The 17,923-nt window shown below is 60.4% G+C and carries 17 protein-coding genes; 10 read left to right on the top strand and 7 right to left on the bottom strand.

The genetic code is table 11. The annotated features are described in order from the left end of the window. The first annotated feature begins 70 nt into the window (after positions 1–70). Positions 71–799: a hypothetical protein gene (locus ACQY5P_RS02120; RefSeq protein ID WP_428409195.1), complete on the top strand. Its 729-nt coding sequence runs from the start codon at positions 71–73 to the stop codon at positions 797–799. On the opposite strand, the gene ACQY5P_RS02115 is transcribed toward ACQY5P_RS02120, so the two are convergent. Beyond that, positions 789–1,670 carry an S-methyl-5'-thioadenosine phosphorylase gene (locus ACQY5P_RS02115; RefSeq protein WP_428409194.1) on the bottom strand — a complete coding sequence of 294 codons (882 nt, stop codon included), beginning with the start codon at positions 1,668–1,670 and terminating at the stop codon, positions 789–791. The two genes, ACQY5P_RS02120 and ACQY5P_RS02115, sit on opposite strands and share 11 nt — an antisense overlap. 123 nt (positions 1,671–1,793) lie before the next feature. On the opposite strand from ACQY5P_RS02115, the gene ACQY5P_RS02110 reads away from it, so the two are divergent. After that, positions 1,794–2,747, top strand: a complete 954-nt coding sequence (locus ACQY5P_RS02110) for a hypothetical protein (RefSeq protein WP_428409193.1) — start codon at positions 1,794–1,796, stop codon at positions 2,745–2,747. 80 nt (positions 2,748–2,827) lie between these two features. On the opposite strand, the gene ACQY5P_RS02105 is transcribed toward ACQY5P_RS02110, so the two are convergent. Genes ACQY5P_RS02105 through petA form a run of 3 tightly spaced genes read right to left on the bottom strand, consistent with a single transcriptional unit; the run spans position 2,828 to position 5,667 of the window. Beyond that, entirely contained in the window at positions 2,828–3,748 is a 921-nt protein-coding gene (locus ACQY5P_RS02105) for a cytochrome c1 (protein ID WP_428410620.1), read from the bottom strand. Positions 3,749–3,763: 15 nt separating this feature from the next. After that, complete coding sequence (locus ACQY5P_RS02100) at positions 3,764–5,056, bottom strand: cytochrome b (protein WP_428409192.1); 1,293 nt, start codon at positions 5,054–5,056, stop codon at positions 3,764–3,766. Between the two features lie 14 nt (positions 5,057–5,070). Further along, entirely contained in the window at positions 5,071–5,667 is a 597-nt protein-coding gene (gene petA, locus ACQY5P_RS02095) for a ubiquinol-cytochrome c reductase iron-sulfur subunit (RefSeq protein ID WP_428409191.1), read from the bottom strand. 155 nt (positions 5,668–5,822) lie between these two features. Here petA and ACQY5P_RS02090 point away from each other — a divergent pair, with 155 nt between their 5' ends. After that, positions 5,823–6,269, top strand: a complete 447-nt coding sequence (locus ACQY5P_RS02090) for a tRNA (cytidine(34)-2'-O)-methyltransferase (RefSeq protein WP_428409190.1) — start codon at positions 5,823–5,825, stop codon at positions 6,267–6,269. Here the strand turns inward: ACQY5P_RS02090 and ACQY5P_RS02085 are convergent. Beyond that, positions 6,266–6,712 (bottom strand): hypothetical protein, encoded by a 447-nt coding sequence (locus ACQY5P_RS02085; protein WP_428409188.1) that lies wholly within the window; start codon positions 6,710–6,712, stop codon positions 6,266–6,268. The two genes, ACQY5P_RS02090 and ACQY5P_RS02085, sit on opposite strands and share 4 nt — an antisense overlap. 108 nt (positions 6,713–6,820) lie before the next feature. Between ACQY5P_RS02085 and ACQY5P_RS02080 the strand changes: the two genes are divergently transcribed. Further along, the gene (locus ACQY5P_RS02080) at positions 6,821–7,582 is read left to right on the top strand and encodes a helix-turn-helix domain-containing protein (RefSeq protein ID WP_428409187.1); all 762 of its coding nucleotides are present in this window, start codon (positions 6,821–6,823) and stop codon (positions 7,580–7,582) included. Here the strand turns inward: ACQY5P_RS02080 and ACQY5P_RS02075 are convergent. Beyond that, positions 7,579–8,064, bottom strand: coding sequence for a host attachment family protein (locus tag ACQY5P_RS02075; protein WP_428409186.1), 486 nt, complete (start codon positions 8,062–8,064; stop codon positions 7,579–7,581). The two genes, ACQY5P_RS02080 and ACQY5P_RS02075, sit on opposite strands and share 4 nt — an antisense overlap. Positions 8,065–8,200: 136 nt before the next feature. Here ACQY5P_RS02075 and hemF point away from each other — a divergent pair, with 136 nt between their 5' ends. From hemF to ACQY5P_RS02045, 6 genes are all read left to right on the top strand, one after another. Then, positions 8,201–9,064, top strand: a complete 864-nt coding sequence (gene hemF, locus ACQY5P_RS02070) for an oxygen-dependent coproporphyrinogen oxidase (RefSeq protein WP_428409185.1) — start codon at positions 8,201–8,203, stop codon at positions 9,062–9,064. Between the two features lie 108 nt (positions 9,065–9,172). After that, positions 9,173–11,719 (top strand): ABC transporter substrate-binding protein, encoded by a 2,547-nt coding sequence (locus tag ACQY5P_RS02065; RefSeq protein WP_428409184.1) that lies wholly within the window; start codon positions 9,173–9,175, stop codon positions 11,717–11,719. After that, a complete protein-coding gene (locus tag ACQY5P_RS02060; RefSeq protein ID WP_428409183.1) occupies positions 11,716–12,567 on the top strand; it encodes an ABC transporter permease in 852 nt (283 codons plus the stop codon). The genes ACQY5P_RS02065 and ACQY5P_RS02060 overlap by 4 nt, the downstream gene beginning before the upstream one ends. Beyond that, entirely contained in the window at positions 12,564–14,174 is a 1,611-nt protein-coding gene (locus tag ACQY5P_RS02055; RefSeq protein ID WP_428409182.1) for a dipeptide ABC transporter ATP-binding protein, read from the top strand. The genes ACQY5P_RS02060 and ACQY5P_RS02055 overlap by 4 nt, the downstream gene beginning before the upstream one ends. Before the next feature lies 1 nt (position 14,175). Next, entirely contained in the window at positions 14,176–15,180 is a 1,005-nt protein-coding gene (locus tag ACQY5P_RS02050) for a P1 family peptidase (RefSeq protein ID WP_428409181.1), read from the top strand. Between the two features lie 105 nt (positions 15,181–15,285). Continuing rightward, entirely contained in the window at positions 15,286–16,620 is a 1,335-nt protein-coding gene (locus ACQY5P_RS02045) for a putative O-glycosylation ligase, exosortase A system-associated (RefSeq protein ID WP_428409180.1), read from the top strand. Here ACQY5P_RS02045 and ACQY5P_RS02040 read toward each other — a convergent pair. Beyond that, a complete protein-coding gene (locus ACQY5P_RS02040; protein WP_428409179.1) occupies positions 16,617–17,618 on the bottom strand; it encodes a cation diffusion facilitator family transporter in 1,002 nt (333 codons plus the stop codon). The genes ACQY5P_RS02045 and ACQY5P_RS02040 overlap by 4 nt on opposite strands. Positions 17,619–17,923: the final 305 nt, after the last annotated feature.

Here is a 17,923-nt window from a genome sequence, read left to right as displayed (position 1 = left end):
CGAGCCGTCAAAGCTCAGTCCACGGCGCTTTTTACGCATGGTTAATCCGCATCAACTATGATTGCGGACCATGACAGTTGTTCAGACCATCGACCGCAGACAGGCGCAGCGCTACCAGGCGGGTTTCGATATCCGCTTCTCCATCAATGGCGGCGCAGATATCGTTAGCAACACGCTGAATTTCACCTCGCGCTCCATCGCCATCCGCAGCGACGTCCTCGCGCAGAAAGGCGATCACATCTCAATCTTTTTCGCCGGACTTCCGACCATTGACGGTGAGATCGCGCGCGTCTTCGCGGAAGGCTTTGCGGTCGTTCTCAACGAAGAGTCGCTCGCGCTGATGGCGCACGCCCATCCCCGCAATAGCGAAAGCGCATTTCACGCCGCCGGCGCCGGGGGTCCGGTGGAGACCGTCACGAGCCCTTTTATCAAAACGCAATCCGCCGTCTCCTCACGCGCGCTGATATCCTCCGGCGTCGGCTATCAGCCGGGCTACAACCGCCATTTCCTGTCGATCGTCACGGCCGATGCGGCGGCGATCGAAAACATCACAGCCATCCGGATCGGCGCCGACGGCGTCAAGTGGACGGCGAATGCGCTGAAATTCGAGCAGCGCAACAATCGCGGCATCGCCGTCTTGAGCCTCAATGACTGGCAGGCTTATATGGGCGCCGCCTACGGCCTCAAAATCTCCGTCATGAGCGAGACCTATGGCGAGTGGGTGCTGGAGATCGACGCCGATCCCATCGCCGACCATCTCGCCTCTCTGTCGCCGATGCAAATGGCCATCAGCGCTTAAAAAAGCGTCCCGCCACAGCGTCGAGCTTAGTTATCATTTCCGGATCGCGCGCTCCGGGCGGCGTAATCACCGCCATGTCGAGCGCCGTTTCGATTCCTAATGGCGACGGCGTTCGCGTAGCCCCGAGACGTAGTGTGAGATCGGTGACGAGCCGCGCCGCATTCGCCGTATTCTGTTTCAGGGTTTCGAGAATGAGGCCCACTTCCACCGGCCCGTCATGTTCGCGCCAGCAATCGTAATCAGTCACCATGGCGACGCTGGCGTAGGGCAGCTCCGCCTCCCGCGCGAGCTTCGCTTCGGGCATGTTGGTCATGCCGATGACGTCGCAGCCCCAGGAGCGATAAAGATGCGACTCTGCCCGCGATGAAAATTGCGGCCCCTCGATGCAGATATAGGTTCCGCCTTTTCTGTGCGGAACACCGATCGCCTTGCAGGACGCAACGAGCGCATCGGCAAGCGCCGGACAGACCGGGTCGGCCATGGAGACATGGGCGACAAAGCCGGGGCCGAAAAAGCTTTTGGGCCGCATGGTGGTGCGGTCAATGAACTGATCGACAATGACGAAGGTCCCGGGCGCCAGTTCCTCGCGAAATGATCCGCATGCGGAAACGGAGATAAGATCCGTCACACCGGCGCGCTTCAAGGCGTCAATATTCGCGCGGTAGTTGACGTGGCTCGGCGGCAGTTTGTGCCCCGCGCCATGGCGAGCGAGGAACACGACCTCGACGCCGCTTAGCTTTCCTTTGACCAGCGCATCCGATGGCTGGCCCCAGGGCGTCGCAATCTCCAGCCGTTCCGGATTGTCGAGCGCATCCATGGAATATACGCCCGACCCGCCGATAATCCCGATTTTTCTCATCTGATCAGTCATAGTCGTTCCTGCAAAAACATCCCTACAAACACAAAGCCTTACCTCTAGGACTGGGGATAATCTCGATTTGTATATTCCCGCATAGGTTGTATTGTATTTTTATTACTACTTATGGGAGAGAACATGACTAATACGGACCTTGCACAAACACTACATATCAACTTAACCCAGCAAGAAACCAAAGCTCTTGAGGACCTGGCCGCTATCCCGCTCGATAAGATCGACCCGGCCTCTGCCGCTTTCGACCTCTCAACGGCCTGTCAGTATTATAACAAATACAAATACCTCGTCCCCATGGCGGAGAAGCTGATCGAGAAGATTCCCGGCTATGGCTCGAAAATCGCAACACTGATCAAATATTTTCAGATGATCGCCGACTTCGCCTGCCCCACCCAGACCCCGCAGCTTCATCAGGCGGCGCTTGCATCTGCAAGGCCCGTGCTCGCGCCTGCGGGATTTCGGATCCAGCGCGTGCCCCTAACGGGCGTCCTCGACGCCGAGCAGACAGACTATTCGAACGTCAACTTGACCAACGGCTATGGCATGCTCGCCAAAGCCGGCGCCTCGGTCACCAAAGGCGCGACGGTTGAGATGGATGTCAAATTCACGCTGGACAGCGTGGCGACGCAGGACTTCAAGTCATGGCTCGACAGCCAAAAGTCGAACTACTCAAACGAAGAATGGCACAAGCTTGAAGAAAACTATGCGGCGGGCGGTTTTCTGGGCGGACTCTTGCTTGGCGCCTTTGGCTTCCTGTTCGGCGGCGGCAGTTATAACCACTACAAGAACCAGCATGACAAACAGGTCACCTCGTCAAACTCGAAGCAACAGGGTTTCCTGAAATCGCTTCACGACGTAACGACGACCAAAGTTTGCGTGCAAGGCAAAGTCACCGCGACAGGCCTCAGCAACATCCCGACGACAGCCGCCGTTTATGCAGAGGTCACACAAATCGACTTTAAAGACGGGAAGACGATCACCGTTGTGAACTCTTCAAACCCAGTGGTCGCTGACGAGAGCGGCGACACCAAAGACGTCTCCGGAAGCGGACAGCTTAACATTGTTCCTATAGGCTAGTCAGTAAAGACACGAACCAGAAAAAGAAGGCCAGCAAGATGCTTGCTGGCCTTTTTCGATTCAGGAATTTGCTGACCACGTCAGTGCTGGTCCGCCCAGATTTTGCGGTAGGACCAGTAGAGGATGCCGGCGAGGATCACGAGATAGATGATCGACATGACGCCAAGCGCCTTGCGCGATTCCATCTTAGGCTCGGCGGCCCACATCAGGAACTCGGTGACGTCTTTGGCGTACTGTTCCACCGTCTGCGGGCTGTCGTCGCCATATTCGATGATGCCGTCGGCGAGCGGCGGGGCCATGGCAAGAACGCCGCCAAGCGGCACCGTAACGCCTTCAACCGGATGGCCGTCATGCATGTATTCAGGCTTCATAGCCTGGGCCATATCGCCGTGGAAATAGGGGTTGTAATACTGGCCGGCGCCGATCTCGACCGTGGATGGCGGGTCTTCGTAGCCGGTCAGGAGGCTGTAGATGTAGTCGGCCCCGCCATGACGCGCCTTGGCCATCAGCGAGAGATCCGGCGGCAGGGCGTTGTTGTTGGCCATGCGCGCGAGCTGTTCATTCGCATAGGGCGCCGGAATACGGTCCGACGGCAGCGGCTCGCGCTGGAACATGTCGCCCGTATCGTCGGGCCCGTCCGTCACCTGAAATTTGTACTTGGCGGCCAGCGCCTTCACCACCGGGTTGTCGTTGGGGTTTGCGCAGTTGATCGTCTCCGGAAAGCCCTCCGGACATTTTTCGAGATAAAACGGCCCGCCCTTCTGACCAAGATTGCGGAACGCAACGAGATTTAAGCTGTGGCAGTTCGAGCAGACCGTCTCGTAGACCTGATAGCCGCGCTGCAGCGCGTCCTTGTCGAAGGTCCCGAAAGGTCCGTTGAAGTGCCAGTGCTGGTGCTCGGGATGCTTGGCCTTGCCCGCGGCGGCGTGCGCAGCAGTCTGGCCGACCGCAGCGGCGGCGAGGACGGCGATGAGCGTTTTTGTGATCGTCATGGCTTTCATCACGGAAGGCGTCCCTTATTCAGCCGCCGCCGGCGCGCCAGGCGCCGCCGAGGTTTCGAGTTTTGCGGTTTTGTGCAGCACCGATTCCGAGATCGAACGCGGCAGCGGCTTCGGCGTTTCGAGAATGCCGAGCAGCGGCAGGATGATCAGGAAGAACCCGAAGTAGTACGCGGTCGCGATCTGCGCAAACATCACATAGGTGCCTTCCGCCGGTTTCCCACCAAGATAGCCGAGCGCGATGCAGGCGATCACGAAGAGCAAGAACCACATGCGCGCGACCGGGCGATACCGCATGGAGCGCACTTTGGAGGTGTCGAGCCAAGGCAGCACAAAGAGGATGAGGATTGACGAGAACATGGCGATGACGCCGCCAAGTTTCGACGAGATCGGTCCGATGTCGAAGGTGATGGCGCGCAGGATCGCATAGAATGGCAAATAGTACCATTCCGGCACGATCGAGGCCGGCGTCGAGAGCGGGTTCGCCTCGATATAGTTGTCCGGGTGCCCAAGACCATTGGGATTGAAGAACACGAAGCCAGCGAAGAGGATCAGGAACACCACAATCGCAAACGCGTCCTTCACCGTGTAATAGGGGTGGAACGGCACGGCGTCTTTCTTGACGTCCTTGATCTCAACGCCCGACGGGTTGTTGTTGCCCGACGTGTGGAACGCCCAGATGTGGAGGGCCACGACGCCGAAGATGGCGAACGGCAAGAGGTAATGCAGCGAGAAGAAGCGGTTCAAGGTCGGATTGTCGACGGAGAAACCGCCCCACAGCAGCGTGCGGATCGACTCGCCGACGACCGGTATCGCCGAGAAGAGGTTGGTGATGACGGTCGCGCCCCAATAGGACATCTGCCCCCAGGGCAGCACATAACCCAGGAATCCGGTCGCCATCATCAGGAGATAGATGACCACGCCGAGCATCCACACGACTTCGCGCGGCTCTTTATAGGAGCCGTAATAAAGGCCGCGGAACATGTGGATGTACACGGCGATGAAGAACATCGATGCGCCGTTGGAGTGGACGTAGCGCAACAGCCAGCCATAATTCACGTCGCGCATAATGTGCTCGACGCTCTGGAACGCCATCGCCGTGTGCGGCGTGTAGTGCATGGCGAGAATGATGCCGGTGATGATCTGGATCACGAGGCAGACGGCGAGAATGGCGCCGAAGGTCCACCAGTAATTGAGGTTTTTCGGCGTCGGGAATTCCATGAAGTCCGCGCCGAAGCGGACGATCGGCAGGCGCTTGTCCAGCCATTTCTCGATGCCGGTCGACGGCTTGTAGGTGGAAACGTGGCTCATTGTGTCTCGCTCTCTTAGCCGATCTTGACGACGGTGTCGGTGACGAAGGCGTAAGGCGGCACGAGCAGGTTCTCCGGCGCCGGACCTTTGCGGATACGGCCTGCAAGATCGTAATGCGATCCGTGGCACGGGCAGAACCAGCCATTGTAATCGCCGCGGTTTTCGCCTGACGTCGTGCCAAGCGGAATGCAGCCGAGATGGGTGCACACGCCCACAAGGATCAGCCAGGGCTCATGCGCCTCGCCGGTGGAGCCGGTGACGATGTTCGTGTCCGTCGCCTCTTCAGTTCCGGAGAGGTTGGCGTTGCGGGCGACCGGGTCCTTGAGTTGCGAGATCGCCACGGATTTCGCTTCCTCGATCTCCGCCGGCGTGCGGTGACGGATGAAGACCGGCTTGCCCTGCCACATCACCTTGATGGCCTGGCCGACCGGAACGGACGACAGGTCGACTTCCTTGGTCGACAGCGCCAGCACCGAAGCGTCCGGGTTCATCTGATGAACCAGCGGCCAAAGGACCGCGCCGGCGCCGGCCGCAGCGGTCGCCGCGCCGAAGATGTGGATAAAGTCGCGGCGGGTCGGTTCGCCGTCATCGCTCATGTCAGATGTCGTCATGGCTCTCTTACGCCTTCAGGAAGGATGCGCCCCGGATAGCAGAATCGCGGGGGTGTTTGACATGTCCTATGTACAAAGTCTAGGCGACGAAGCGCTGCGGCCTAGCGTCGCTGCGGCCGCTTTTCGGCCCGGGAATTTCGTGGAAAAACAGCTTGATGCGCCTCGCCCTCTACCAGCCGGATATTCCCCAGAATGTGGGCGCGGCAATCCGCGCGGCAGCCTGTTTCGGCGCCGGGATGGATGTGATCGAGCCTTGCGGATTTCCGCTTGATTCGCGGGAGGTGCGCCGGGTCGCCATGGACTACGGCGCGGGCGCGGCGCCGGTGGCCCATTCCGGCTGGTCCGGGTTTCTGGAGAACGTCGGCGGCGCCCGCCTCATCCTACTCACCACCAAGGGCGACCGGACGATCTGGGAGTTTTCGTTCCGGCCTGACGACATCATCCTCATGGGCAGGGAGAGCGTCGGCGCGCCGGAGGAGGTTCACGAGCGGGCCGATGCGCGGCTCCGAATTCCCATCGCCCCGGTGGCGCGCTCTTTGAATCTGGCGACAGCAGCGGCGGTCGCCTTGGCCGAAGCCCGCCGCCAGACGGGATGGGGCTAAGCGGCCCTTGCGACGCCAACGCCGGATGGCTGGCAGACGAGCGTCAGCGGCGCCATTAGCATCGCGAGAAACAGCGCGTTAAACGCAACGTTCACCGGCACGCCGGCGCCGATCGATCCGGCGCTGTCAATGACAAACCAGACCAGCAGCGAGATGATGGCGCTCCGAACAATGCGCCTGTCGCCATTCTCAATAGCCGGCGCGAAGATCAGCCACATGACGACGCAGAGGCTGGCGAAAACGCCGCCGCCGATGGCGCTGAACCAGCGTGCATCTTCGGTGTAAGGACCCGTGGTTCCGTCGAGCGGATAATCGACAACGTCGTGCATCATAATCGACAGGGTGTCGAATCCGGGAAACGCTCCGGATGCGAAGACAAGCGCTGCGACGAAAAAGAACGCGGCGAGGCCGCGCATCATGGCGGCGGCGGCGGACGGGGACATGGCAAAGCTCCTTTTCCAGTTGCCTGAGCATGCTGGGCGGGAAGCAGCCGACGGACAATTACCTGAGAGGTAAGCGCGCCGCAGGAGACGATGCTATAAACTTGCGCCATGCCCCACTCGTTCGGCGACATATTACGGGAATGGCGCGATGTGCGCCGGCTCAGCCAGCTTCAGCTCAGTCTCGAAGCGGGCATGTCCGCACGGCATTTGAGCTTTCTCGAATCCGGGCGCTCGCAGCCAAGCCGCGCCATGGTCCTAAAGCTCGCCGACGCCCTGTCTATGCCGAAGGAAACCGCAAATCGCGCGCTTCATTCGGCCGGCTTCGCCCCGGTATTTCCGGTCTTGCCATTTGACGACGACGCCCTGAAGCCGGTTCGCGCCGCCGTTGAGATGTTGCTCGACAATCACAACCCCTTTCCGGGCGTCGCCATTGATCGCTGGTGGAACGTGACGGACGCTAATCAGGGCGCAGCAGCTTTGTTTGCAGCGCTCGGCGCCGGTGGAAACCTCAACATGCTGCAGGTCTTGCTGGATTTGAGCGAGACCGGCGTGATCGAAAACTGGGAAGAAAACGCTCTTTTAATTCTCAACCGGCTTAAAGTTGAGATCACCCATTACGGGGGCGATGACAGGCTTGAGGCTTTCGCTGCATGCTTTGCAGATCATCCCCGCCTCAAGGCGCTGAACCGGCCGATAGATTATAATCAAGCCGTGATCTCAACCGTCCTTCGCCTAGGCGACAGCCGATTGTCATTGTTCTCCACAATCGCCCAGTTCGGCTCAGTTCAGGATGTCAGCGCCAGCGATATCCGCATTGAACTGATGTTCCCCGCCGATGACGCAACGCGCCGGCACTTCGAAACGGTTTAAGCGAGCGGTTTCGCTGCCGCCTCTTCTTTATGGGCTTTCGCGAGATGAGATTCGATTTCATCCACCGGATGATTGGTCAGGTCGCTGTCCACCGTAAAAACCAGCCGCTGCTCCACTTCCTTATGCAACTCCTTGCGAAGCCGCCCAAGCGCCTGGGGCGGCGCGAAAAGGATAAGGTGGTCGAATTTGTTTTTCATCGCAGCCTTGTTGAGCGTCTCCGCAAAATCCTTCGCAAAGCGCTCCTTCTCGAACTCGTGCCAGTCCGTGTCATCCACGGCCGAACGCTGCGCCCCGCCGGCGCCGGGATCGTTGAAACGTCCTCTGCGATTGGCCGCCTGTTCGCGCGTCGGCGGATTGTCGATCTTGTCCTTGGAAATCACGTTCAAAAAAGGCTGCTCCGGCGTGTCATCGTTGACGAAGATCAAGGCCTTCTCGCCGTCCGCTACTACAACCCAGGTAATCTGATCCGCTAAGTCCCGCATGCCTTCACCTCGCTTTTCTTCTCGCTGAAAGAAACAGGCTGAAAGGCGCTTTCGTTCCCCGTGGCTGTTCGTGCTGGGGCTTTGACCGGGCCGGAGGAAGTGAATAGCTTGAGCGTCCGGAAAGGGACCCAGTCCAATGAGTTTCGAAGAAAACAAAGCAACCGCCAAAGCCTGGTTTGAAGCCCTGCGCGACCAGATCTGCGCCTCCTATGAGCGCCTTGAACGCGAAGCTGGCGATCTTTACGCAGACATGGAGCCCGGCAAGTTCGAAATCACGCCATGGGAGCGCGGACCAGATCAGGGCGGCGGCGAGATGGGCATGCTGAAAGGCCGCGTCTTCGAAAAAGCCGGCGTTCACGTCTCGACGGTTTACGGCGAATTCTCAGAAGAATTTCGCCACCAGATTCCGGGCGCTGAGGAAGACCCGCGTTTCTGGGCGTCGGGGATTTCGCTGATCGCCCATACGCGCAATCCCCATGCGCCCGCCGCGCATATGAATACGCGGATGATTGTCACCACCAAATGGTGGTTCGGCGGCGGCGGCGACTTGAATCCGATGCATCCCGCCTATCGCGATGAAAACCACGAAGACGCGAAAGAATTCCACGCCGCCTACAAAGCCGCCTGCGACGCTCACGATGCGGAGTATTTCCCGAAATACAAAAAATGGTGCGACGAGTATTTTTACCTGCCGCACAGACAGGAGCCCCGCGGCGTTGGCGGCATTTTTTACGACCGGCACAATTCCGGCGACTGGGATAAGGATTTCGCCTTCACGCAGGATGTGGGCAAGGCGTTCCGCGACATCTATCCGGCGCTTGTCGCCAAGCGCATGGATCAGCCCTGGACAGATGACGACCGTGAGAAGCAGCTTATTCAGCGCGGCCGCTATGCGGAGTTCAACCTCCTCTATGACCGTGGCACGACCTTTGGCCTCAAAACCGGCGGCAATGTGAAGTCGATCCTCTCCTCCCTGCCGCCCGAAGCGAAATGGCCCTAAGGATTCCGGTCCAAGAGCCTGCTCCCAAAAGCGTTTCTTGATCCAGCCTAGAAGCCTGATAAACAGACGAAATCCGACGCCGCCCTCAAAGGAGCGCCAATGCCGGCCATGGCCGACATGTTTCGTCTGACGGTCCTGCGCGCGCTGATCGCTCTGGCGGCGGCGTTGTCGTTCTCACCGGCGCACGCCGCCGGGGAGCTGAATATCGGCGTGCAGCTTGAGCCGCCCAATCTCGACCCGACCAGCGGAGCGGCGGCGGCGATCGACGAAATCGTTTATGCAAACGTCTTTGAAGGTCTGACGCGCATCAACGAAGACGGCTCCGTCTCACCCCTGCTCGCCGAAAGCTGGACGATCTCGGACGACGGACGTGTTTACGACTTCAAATTGCGCGAAGGCGTCAGTTTTCACGACGGAACCGCCTTCGACGCCGACGATGTCATCTTTACATTGAACCGGGCGAAGTCGCCAACGTCCACAAATCCGCAGCGTCCGATCTTCGAGATGATCGAGGACGCAACCGCGACAAGCCCGTACTCGGTCCGCGTCACCCTCAGAGAACCGCTCGGCGCATTTCCGACCTATCTCGGCTGGGGCGACGCGGTAATTGTGGCTCCGGAAAGCGCCGCAACCAACGCCAGCAGTCCCGTTGGCACAGGTCCGTTCAAATTCTTGCGCTGGCGCAAGGGCGCGTCGGCGACGCTCGTCAGAAACGAAGACTATTGGGGCGAGCGCCCTGCGCTCGATCAGATTAACTTCATCTTCATTCCCGACCCGACCGGTGCTTTCGCAGCGTTGATGGCGAGCGATGTGGACGGTTTCCCGAATTATCCCGCGGCGGAAAATCTCGGCCTCATCGAGCGCGACAAACGCTTCAAAATCGTCATCGGTACGGGCGAAGGCGAAATGATCCTCGCCATCAACAACGGAAAACCGCCCTTCAACGACATTCGCGTGCGACGCGCGCTCAACCACGCCATTGACAAGGACGCGGTTATCAAGGCCGGTCTGTTCGGTTTCGGGACGCCCATCGGCAGTCATTTTCCGCCGCATCACCCGTTTTATGAAGACCTCACCGGGCTTTATCCATACGATCCGGCGGCGGCGCGCCGCCTGCTGACGGAAGCAGGCTATCCCGACGGCTTCAGGACCACCCTCACCCTGCCCCCGCCGGCCTATGCGCGGCGCGGCGGCGAGGTGATCGCGGCGCAGCTTGAGGCCGTCGGCATCACGGTCGAGATTCGCAATATCGAATGGGCGCAATGGCTCGACCAGGTCTTCGCCAACAAAAACTACGATCTCACCGTCGTCTCGCATACCGAGCCTATGGATATCGATATCTATGCGCGCGACGATTATTATTTTCAGTACAAGAGCGGCGCATTTAAAGACGTTATCGCCGAGCTGCGCGGCGAGAACGATCTGTCGGCGCGCGACGCCCTCCTGCGCGAGGCGCAAAGGATCATCGCGGACGACGCAGTGAACGTCTTCATCGCATCGGCGCCGAAGATCGCGGTGTGGTCGAAGGACGTCACCGGCGTCTGGGCCAATGCGCCGGTGCAGGCGAACGATCTTACGAAGGCGGACGTCAGGGGACGCGCGGCGCGGGCGCCCGGCGATCATAAGGCGCGTGCGATGCCTCTATGGCCGATCTTCGTCCTCATCGCCGTCGCTTTCGCGATTATCGCGATCTTCGCCAAGGCAAGCCCCGCCTATCTCGCCAGCCGCGCCGCCTCCATGGCGCTGACGCTTGTGATCGCCTCGCTGGTCGTCTTCTTCCTGATTGAGATTGCGCCGGGCGATCCGGCCGCGTTCATGATGGGCCTCAACGCCGATCCGGCCGCTGTCGCGGCGCTGCGCGAGGAACTGGGGCTCAATCATTCGCTGCTGACGCGCTATCTCACCTGGATCGGCGGTCTCGCCATGGGCGATTTCGGCGTTAGTTACACTTATCGCACCCCGGTCGCAGAGCTGCTGGCCGAGCGCGTCTGGGTGTCGCTTCCGCTTGCGTTTCTCGCCTTCGCCATGTCGACGGCAATCGGCATCCCTGCGGGCCTCGCCGCCGCGGCGCGGCGCGAAAAAACATCAGGCAAAGCCATCATTGCGACGGCGCAGGCTGGCGTTGCGATCCCGAATTTCTGGCTGGCGATTTTGCTGGTGATGGTTTTCGCGGTGACGCTGCGCTGGTTTTCCGCCGGCGGCTTTCCGGGCTGGGACGCCGGATTCTTTCCCGCACTTAAAGCGCTGCTCCTCCCCGCTATCGCGCTCGCCATTCCGCAGGCGGCGATCCTGACCCAAATCATGCGCTCATCGACGATTGAAACATTACGCGAGGATTATATCCGGACCGCGCGCGCCAAGGGCCTGACGCGCCGTGAGACCATGACCGACCACGCGCTGAGGAATGCGCTGATCCCGGTGCTGACCATTCTGGGGCTGCAATTCGCCTTCCTGCTTGCCGGGGGCGTCATCATCGAAAATGTTTTCTACCTGCCGGGCCTTGGCCGCATGGTGTTTCAGGCGATCGCCCAGCGCGATCTCATCGTGGTCGAGGGCGTCGTCATGGTGCTCGTCTTCGCCGTCGTCGCCATCGCCTTCCTCATCGATCTCGCCTACGCCATCGTCGATCCGCGCCTGCACGGGGGCGGGCGATGACGACGCGTGTCTCAACCCTGGCGGCCTCATGGCGTAGTGACAGAAGTCTCGCAGCAGGCGCGGGCATTGTCGCCTTCTTCATCCTGATGGCGCTGATCTCCTTTGTCTGGACCCCACACGATGTGGGCGTCATCGACGCAGACGCGCGGCTCGCGGGGCCGTCGCTCATGCATTTCTTTGGCACCAATCATCTCGGCCGCGATGTTCTCTCCATGATTATGGTTGGGGCGAGGACGTCGATTTTTGTCGCCCTGATAGCGGTCGGCATCGGCCTGCTCATTGGCGTTCCTTTAGGATTGCTTGCGGCGGGAACGCGCGGTCTTGTCGAAGACGTTGTGATGCGCATGAGCGATGTCGTCTTCGCGTTTCCGGCGATCATCCTCGCCATCCTCATCACCGCCGTTTACGGACCCGGCGCGGTCAACGCCATCATGGCCATCGGCGTTTTCAACATTCCGGTTTTTGCCCGGCTGACCCGCGGCGCGGCGCTGCCCATCTGGACGCGGGGCTTTGTCATGAGCGCGAAAACCGCGGGGAAAAACCGCTTCCAAATTTCGCTCGAACACATCCTGCCGAACATCCTGCCGGTCCTCATCGTGCAGGCGACCATGCAGTTTTCGCTCGCTGTGCTGGCGGAGGCCGCGCTCTCCTATGTGGGCATCGGCGCCCAGCCGCCGGAGCCGAGCTGGGGCCGCATGCTTGCCGAAAGTCAGACCATGGTGAGTTTCGCGCCATGGCTTGCGATCTTTCCCGGGCTCGCAATTTTTCTTTTCGTTTTCGGTCTCAATTTGCTTGGAGACGGTCTGCGCCGGCATCTCGATCCGCACCGCATTGTGGGGGCGATGTGACCGACACGATCAGGCTCAACAATCTGTCTATCAGCATTGGCGACGCTCAGATCCTCAATGGCGTCACACTGACCTTGCGCAAGGGCGAGATCACCGGCCTCATCGGCCGTTCCGGTTCGGGAAAATCCATGACCGCGCTCGCCATGATGGGACTTGCGCCACGCGCCGCTAAAGTCTCGGGAGACATTATCATCGGCGGCGAGAACGTTCTCGCCATGAAGGAGCAGGCGCTTTGCGATTTGCGCGGCCGCAAGATCGCCATGGTGTTTCAGGAGCCCATGACGGCGCTCAATCCGTTGCAGACCATCGGCGCACAGGTCGCCGAAACCTACCTTGCGCATGAAAAGATCAGCCGGGCCGAGGCGATGGAGAAGGCCGGAGCCGCGCTTGCCCGCGCGGGACTTCCACCGGAAGAGGTTTCGCCGGACCGTCGGCCGCATGAACTTTCCGGCGGCCAGCGGCAGCGCGCTGTCATCGCCATCGCCATCGCCATGAGGCCGGATGTGCTGATCGCTGATGAACCCACAACGGCCCTCGACGTGACGACTCAGTCTGAAATTCTCGAGCTCCTGAAAAGCCTCGCCAAGGAAGATGATTGCGCTCTTCTGCTGATCACCCATGATCTTGCGGTCGTCTCCCATGTCTCAGACCGGATCGCCGTGATGAAGGAAGGACGCATCGTCGCCGATGAAAGCGCTGACGATTTTTATGCTCATGCCGGATCGAGCCTCGCAACGGAATTCATCCCTGCCCGCGTGACGCGGGACGCCATCCCGCCACAGACGGAAATCGCGCTCAAGGCGGACAGTATCTGCTGCGATTATGTGAATGCACGGACCTCGCTGTTTTCAAAACCTTCCGTTTTCCGCGCCGTCGACAATGTCAGCTTCGACATCAGGAAAGGCGAAACGCTGGGCCTCGTCGGCGAGTCCGGTTGCGGCAAGTCCACGCTGGCGAAGGCGCTTCTTGGCTTGCATCCCATCGCCGAAGGCGGCGCCTTTATCGGCGGCGAAAGGTTTCCGGCGAAAGACAAAACCGCCATGCGGCGCCTGAGGCGCAAAATCCAGATTGTTTTTCAGGACCCCTACTCAAGTTTCAATCCACGCCAGCAAATAGCCGACATCCTCGTGGAGCCGCTGCATCTCTTCGACGAACCCATGACATCCGCGCATAAGCGCGAGCGCGCCGCAACGCTCCTGGAAAGCGTCGGCCTCGACGCTGGCGCGCTCGATAAATATCCGCATGCTTTTTCCGGCGGCCAGCGCCAGCGCATCGCCATCGCCCGCGCTCTTGCGACCGATCCGGACGTCGTCGTTCTTGATGAAGCGACCTCCGCCCTCGACATCGCCTCGCGCAACCGCATCCTCTCGCTGTTGCAGTCCCTCTCCGCCTCGCGCGGCGTGTCGCTCCTCTTCATCACCCATGATCTATCGGTGATCCGCGACATCGCCGACCGGGTGCTGGTGATGAAAGAAGGTCGCATTGTCGAGGCGGGCGAAACGGACCGCATGTTCGCCGCGCCGGAAAACGACTATACAAGGCGCCTCATCGCGGCTGCGCCTGTGATAAGGTGGCGACAAAGTCTGGAAAGTCCGCCGGAGCAATAAAATGACTGACAATATCTTGAAGCCGGGACCGCGCAACCTCATCACCGACGTCACAGGGATTACGGTCGGCAATGCAACGGATGAAAAGGTTCAGACCGGCGTCACCGTCCTGCGCTGCGCGCAGCGCTTTATCGCCGCCGCCGATGTGCGCGGCGGCGCCCCCGGCACGCGTGAAATCGACGTCCTTTCAACGGAAAATCTCGTAGGCCGCTGCGACGCGATCGTTTTAACAGGCGGCTCGGTTTTCGGTCTCGCTGCGGCGGACGGCGCCGCCAGCGCGTTGTCGGTCGCCGGCGTCGGCCTCAAACTCAGCGACAAGGGGCCGGCGATTCCCATCGTTCCCGCCGCGGTGCTGCACGATCTTGGCAATGACGGCGACAAGAACTGGGGCGAGACGCCCCCCTACAGGCCGCTCGGCAAGGAAGCCGTGACGAACGCCGGCACCGATTTCAATCTCGGCAATGAGGGCGCCGGGCGCGGCGCCATGGCGGGCGTCGAAAAAGGCGGGCTCGGCTCGGCGTCGCTTGTTCTTGAAAACGGCGTCGTCGTCGGCGCGCTCGTCGCGGCCAATCCTGTCGGCTCTGTTTACATGGCGGACGGCGAAACCTTTCACGCCTGGCCCTATGAGCTTGCCGGCGAATTCGGCGGGCAGAAACCGCCAACGTTGCACGAACTGTCCGAACCCTTCCCGAATTTTTCGCGGCTTCATGCGCGCGCGCGCCCCGGCGCGAACACCACGCTCGCCGTCGTCGCCACAAATGCGGACCTCACCAGCGTCGAGGTGAAGCGCATCGCTATGATGGCGCAGGACGGGATCGCCCGAGCGGTGCGCCCGGCGCACACGGCCTTCGACGGCGACATCGTTTTCGCCGTCGCCACGGCGGAAAAGGAGCTGCCGTCCGATCCGCCGCCCTTGCGCCACGGCCTTGTGGCCCGCATCGGCGCGGCGGCGTCAGACTGCCTCACCCGCGCCATCGCCAGGGCCGTTTACGAAGCGGCCCGTTAACCAAGCCCGAAAATTTGCGGAGCGTGACGAGCCGCTTCGGCCTATTCCTTGTATATATGCTTAATCGGCGGCGGGATTTTCCCGCGATGAACCGCGGCGACAGGGATGCGCGACCTTATTCTGCTCGGATTTACGGCGCTCTGCCTCGCGGCGGCGATCCGTCATCCCTTTGCGGGTCTTTTGACCTGGGCGTGGTTTACCCTGATGACCCCGCACCAGGCGGCTTACGGCGTCTACGGCGTGCCGCTCAATGTCATCATCGCCGGAGTCACCATCGCCTCCTACATCGTCTCCGGCGAGATCTCGAAATTCCGTTTCGATCCCATCACGGCGCTCATCGTCCTTTTCGGCGGCTGGCTGATGATCGCGCAGGCGTTTTCCCTGAGCCCGGAGAACTCGGCGGTCTATCACGACCGGTTCATCAAGACCTTGTTGTTCATTGTCCTTTGCGCTCAGATGGCGGCAGGCAAGCTGCGCTTTCATGCACTCGTGTGGACAGTTGTCGCCTCCATCGGATTTTTCGCAGCCAAAGGCGCAGCCTTCACCTTCGCAACACTCGGCCAGTATCGGGTGCAGGGCCTTCCCAACACGATCCTTGAAGACAACAATCATTTTGGCATTGCAGTCGCGACGATCCTGCCGCTGATCCTTTATCTGCGCGAAGAGTCAGCGCGGCCTCTCGTCAGGCGCGGCCTTCTCGCGATGTTCTGTCTCGCCATCATCGCCATCATCGGCACCCATTCGCGCGGGGCGTTTTTGGCGCTGATTGCGTTCAGCGGCTTTTTCTGGATCCGCGCCAAGCACAAATTCGCCATTCTCGGCGGGCTCATTCTCGTCACGGCGCCGGCCATCGCCTTCATGCCCGGCAAATGGACCGAGCGCATGAGCACCATCGGCGAGGCGACGCAGGATGCGTCCTTCATGGGACGGGTCGACGCTTGGGTCATCAACTACAAGCTCGCCGCCGCGCATCCCATGACCGGCGCCGGGCTCAGGAATTCCTATGAAAAGGAGATCGCGCAATCGGTCGACATAGAGCGGGCCGAGCGCGCAAAGGCCGCGCACAGTATTTATTTCGAGGTGCTGGGCGGTTCCGGTTTCGTGGGGCTTTTTATCTATCTTTCGCTTTTCGCGGCGGCGTTTCTGTCGTCATGGCGCATCTATCTCTCCCGCAACAACCAACGGCTGGCGCCGTGGAAATCGCGCTTCGCTTATTACGCGCAGATGTCGCTCACCGTTTTCGCCATTGGCGGGGCTTCAGTATCGCTGGAGATGTGGGACGGCTATCTGATTGTCATCGCCCTCATTGGCGCCTTAAGCAAAATGGCGGGCGCCGATGCGAAGCCCGTCGGCCACGCGCTGCGCGAAGCGCGCCAGCGTTACTGGCGCGGGCGCAAGCGCCTCAAACAGCTTCTCGGTGAAACGGAAAACACGGTTTAATCGGCCGCGAAAGCCGCGGCGCCGCCCTGTGTTTTGACGCCGACGCTGCGGCGATGGGGGCGCTCATGATCGTGAAGCTCGAACGGCGCCGCTGCGTCTGAAGACGCGGCGTCAGGACATTCATCACCGATTTCCACCTGAATCGTAGAGTAATGAATGCCGTAGTGCTCTTCCAGATAGGATTTCGCCGCCGCCAGTGCGCTGGCGGCGTCGCGCGCGTCGCTGACGCAAATATGCATGGTAAGGCGCGGCTGTTCGGGCGTGATCTGCGATATCTGAATGCCGTGAACGCCCTTGATCTGCTGGCCGGCTTTCAGCAATCCGGCTTCGAGTTCGGCGAGATTGATGTTCTCCGGGGCTCCTTCCAGAAGAATGTGACCGGTCTCGCGCACAAGCCTCAGCGCCGATGCGCCGATCAGAAAGGCGACAGCGACGGATAGAATCGGATCGATCGCAAGCCAGCCGGTGGCGGCGATCACCAGCGCCGCGATAATCGCAGCGACCGATCCCAGAAGATCGCTCATGACATGCAGCATCGCGCCGCGCATATTGAGATTATGTTCGTCCCGCCGGTGCAAAATCGCAAAGGCGATGCCATTGGCGACCAAGCCGGCGATCGCGACCCACAACATCAATTGCGAGTCGACTTCGACCGGCGTGAAGAAACGGCGCACGGCTTCAAAAACAATCCAGACGAGAAGAATGGCGAGCAAAACGCCATTGACGAAAGCGGCAAGAACCTGCGCGCGGCGATAACCGAAATGGAGACGTTCGTCCGCAGGCCGCATGGCGAAATACTGCGCGCTCGCCGCCAGTCCCAAAGCAAGCGCATCGGTCAGCATATGCGTGGCGTCGGCCAGCAGCGCCAGCGAGCCGGAGATCAGGCCGCCGACAACCTCGATGACCATGAAAACGACAATGACGCCGAGCGCCATCAAGAGACGGCCCGTCACCTTGCCGGCGGGGGCGGGATGATCCTGATGCGTGCAGTTGCTCATGCGTTCGCCAGTTTACCGTTCTAGCGGGGGCCTTTTTAGGATGAGGGACTTTAGTCTGCGCTCGCCCGCAAGAGCAAGGCGAGGTCCCTACATTTCACAGTAATTTCAATACTCTTCCTTCACCCTGTTTCGCCCGGTTTCATCCTCGGAGGCGGGCAAAAAAAGTGACGTGATAACATTTTGTTTGCTATCATCCTGGGCGGTTTGAGGTTAAGGACAACCGCTTGCGCAAGCATGTATAAGTAAAAGAGTAAGATAGGGCAGGAAGGGGCCTGCGGGTTTGTTAGGGGACTCCACAATCATAA

Source organism: Hyphococcus sp. (assembly GCF_965267305.1).
GTDB lineage: Bacteria > Pseudomonadota > Alphaproteobacteria > Caulobacterales > Parvularculaceae > Hyphococcus.
This window is presented reverse-complemented; position numbering and strand designations above follow the sequence as displayed.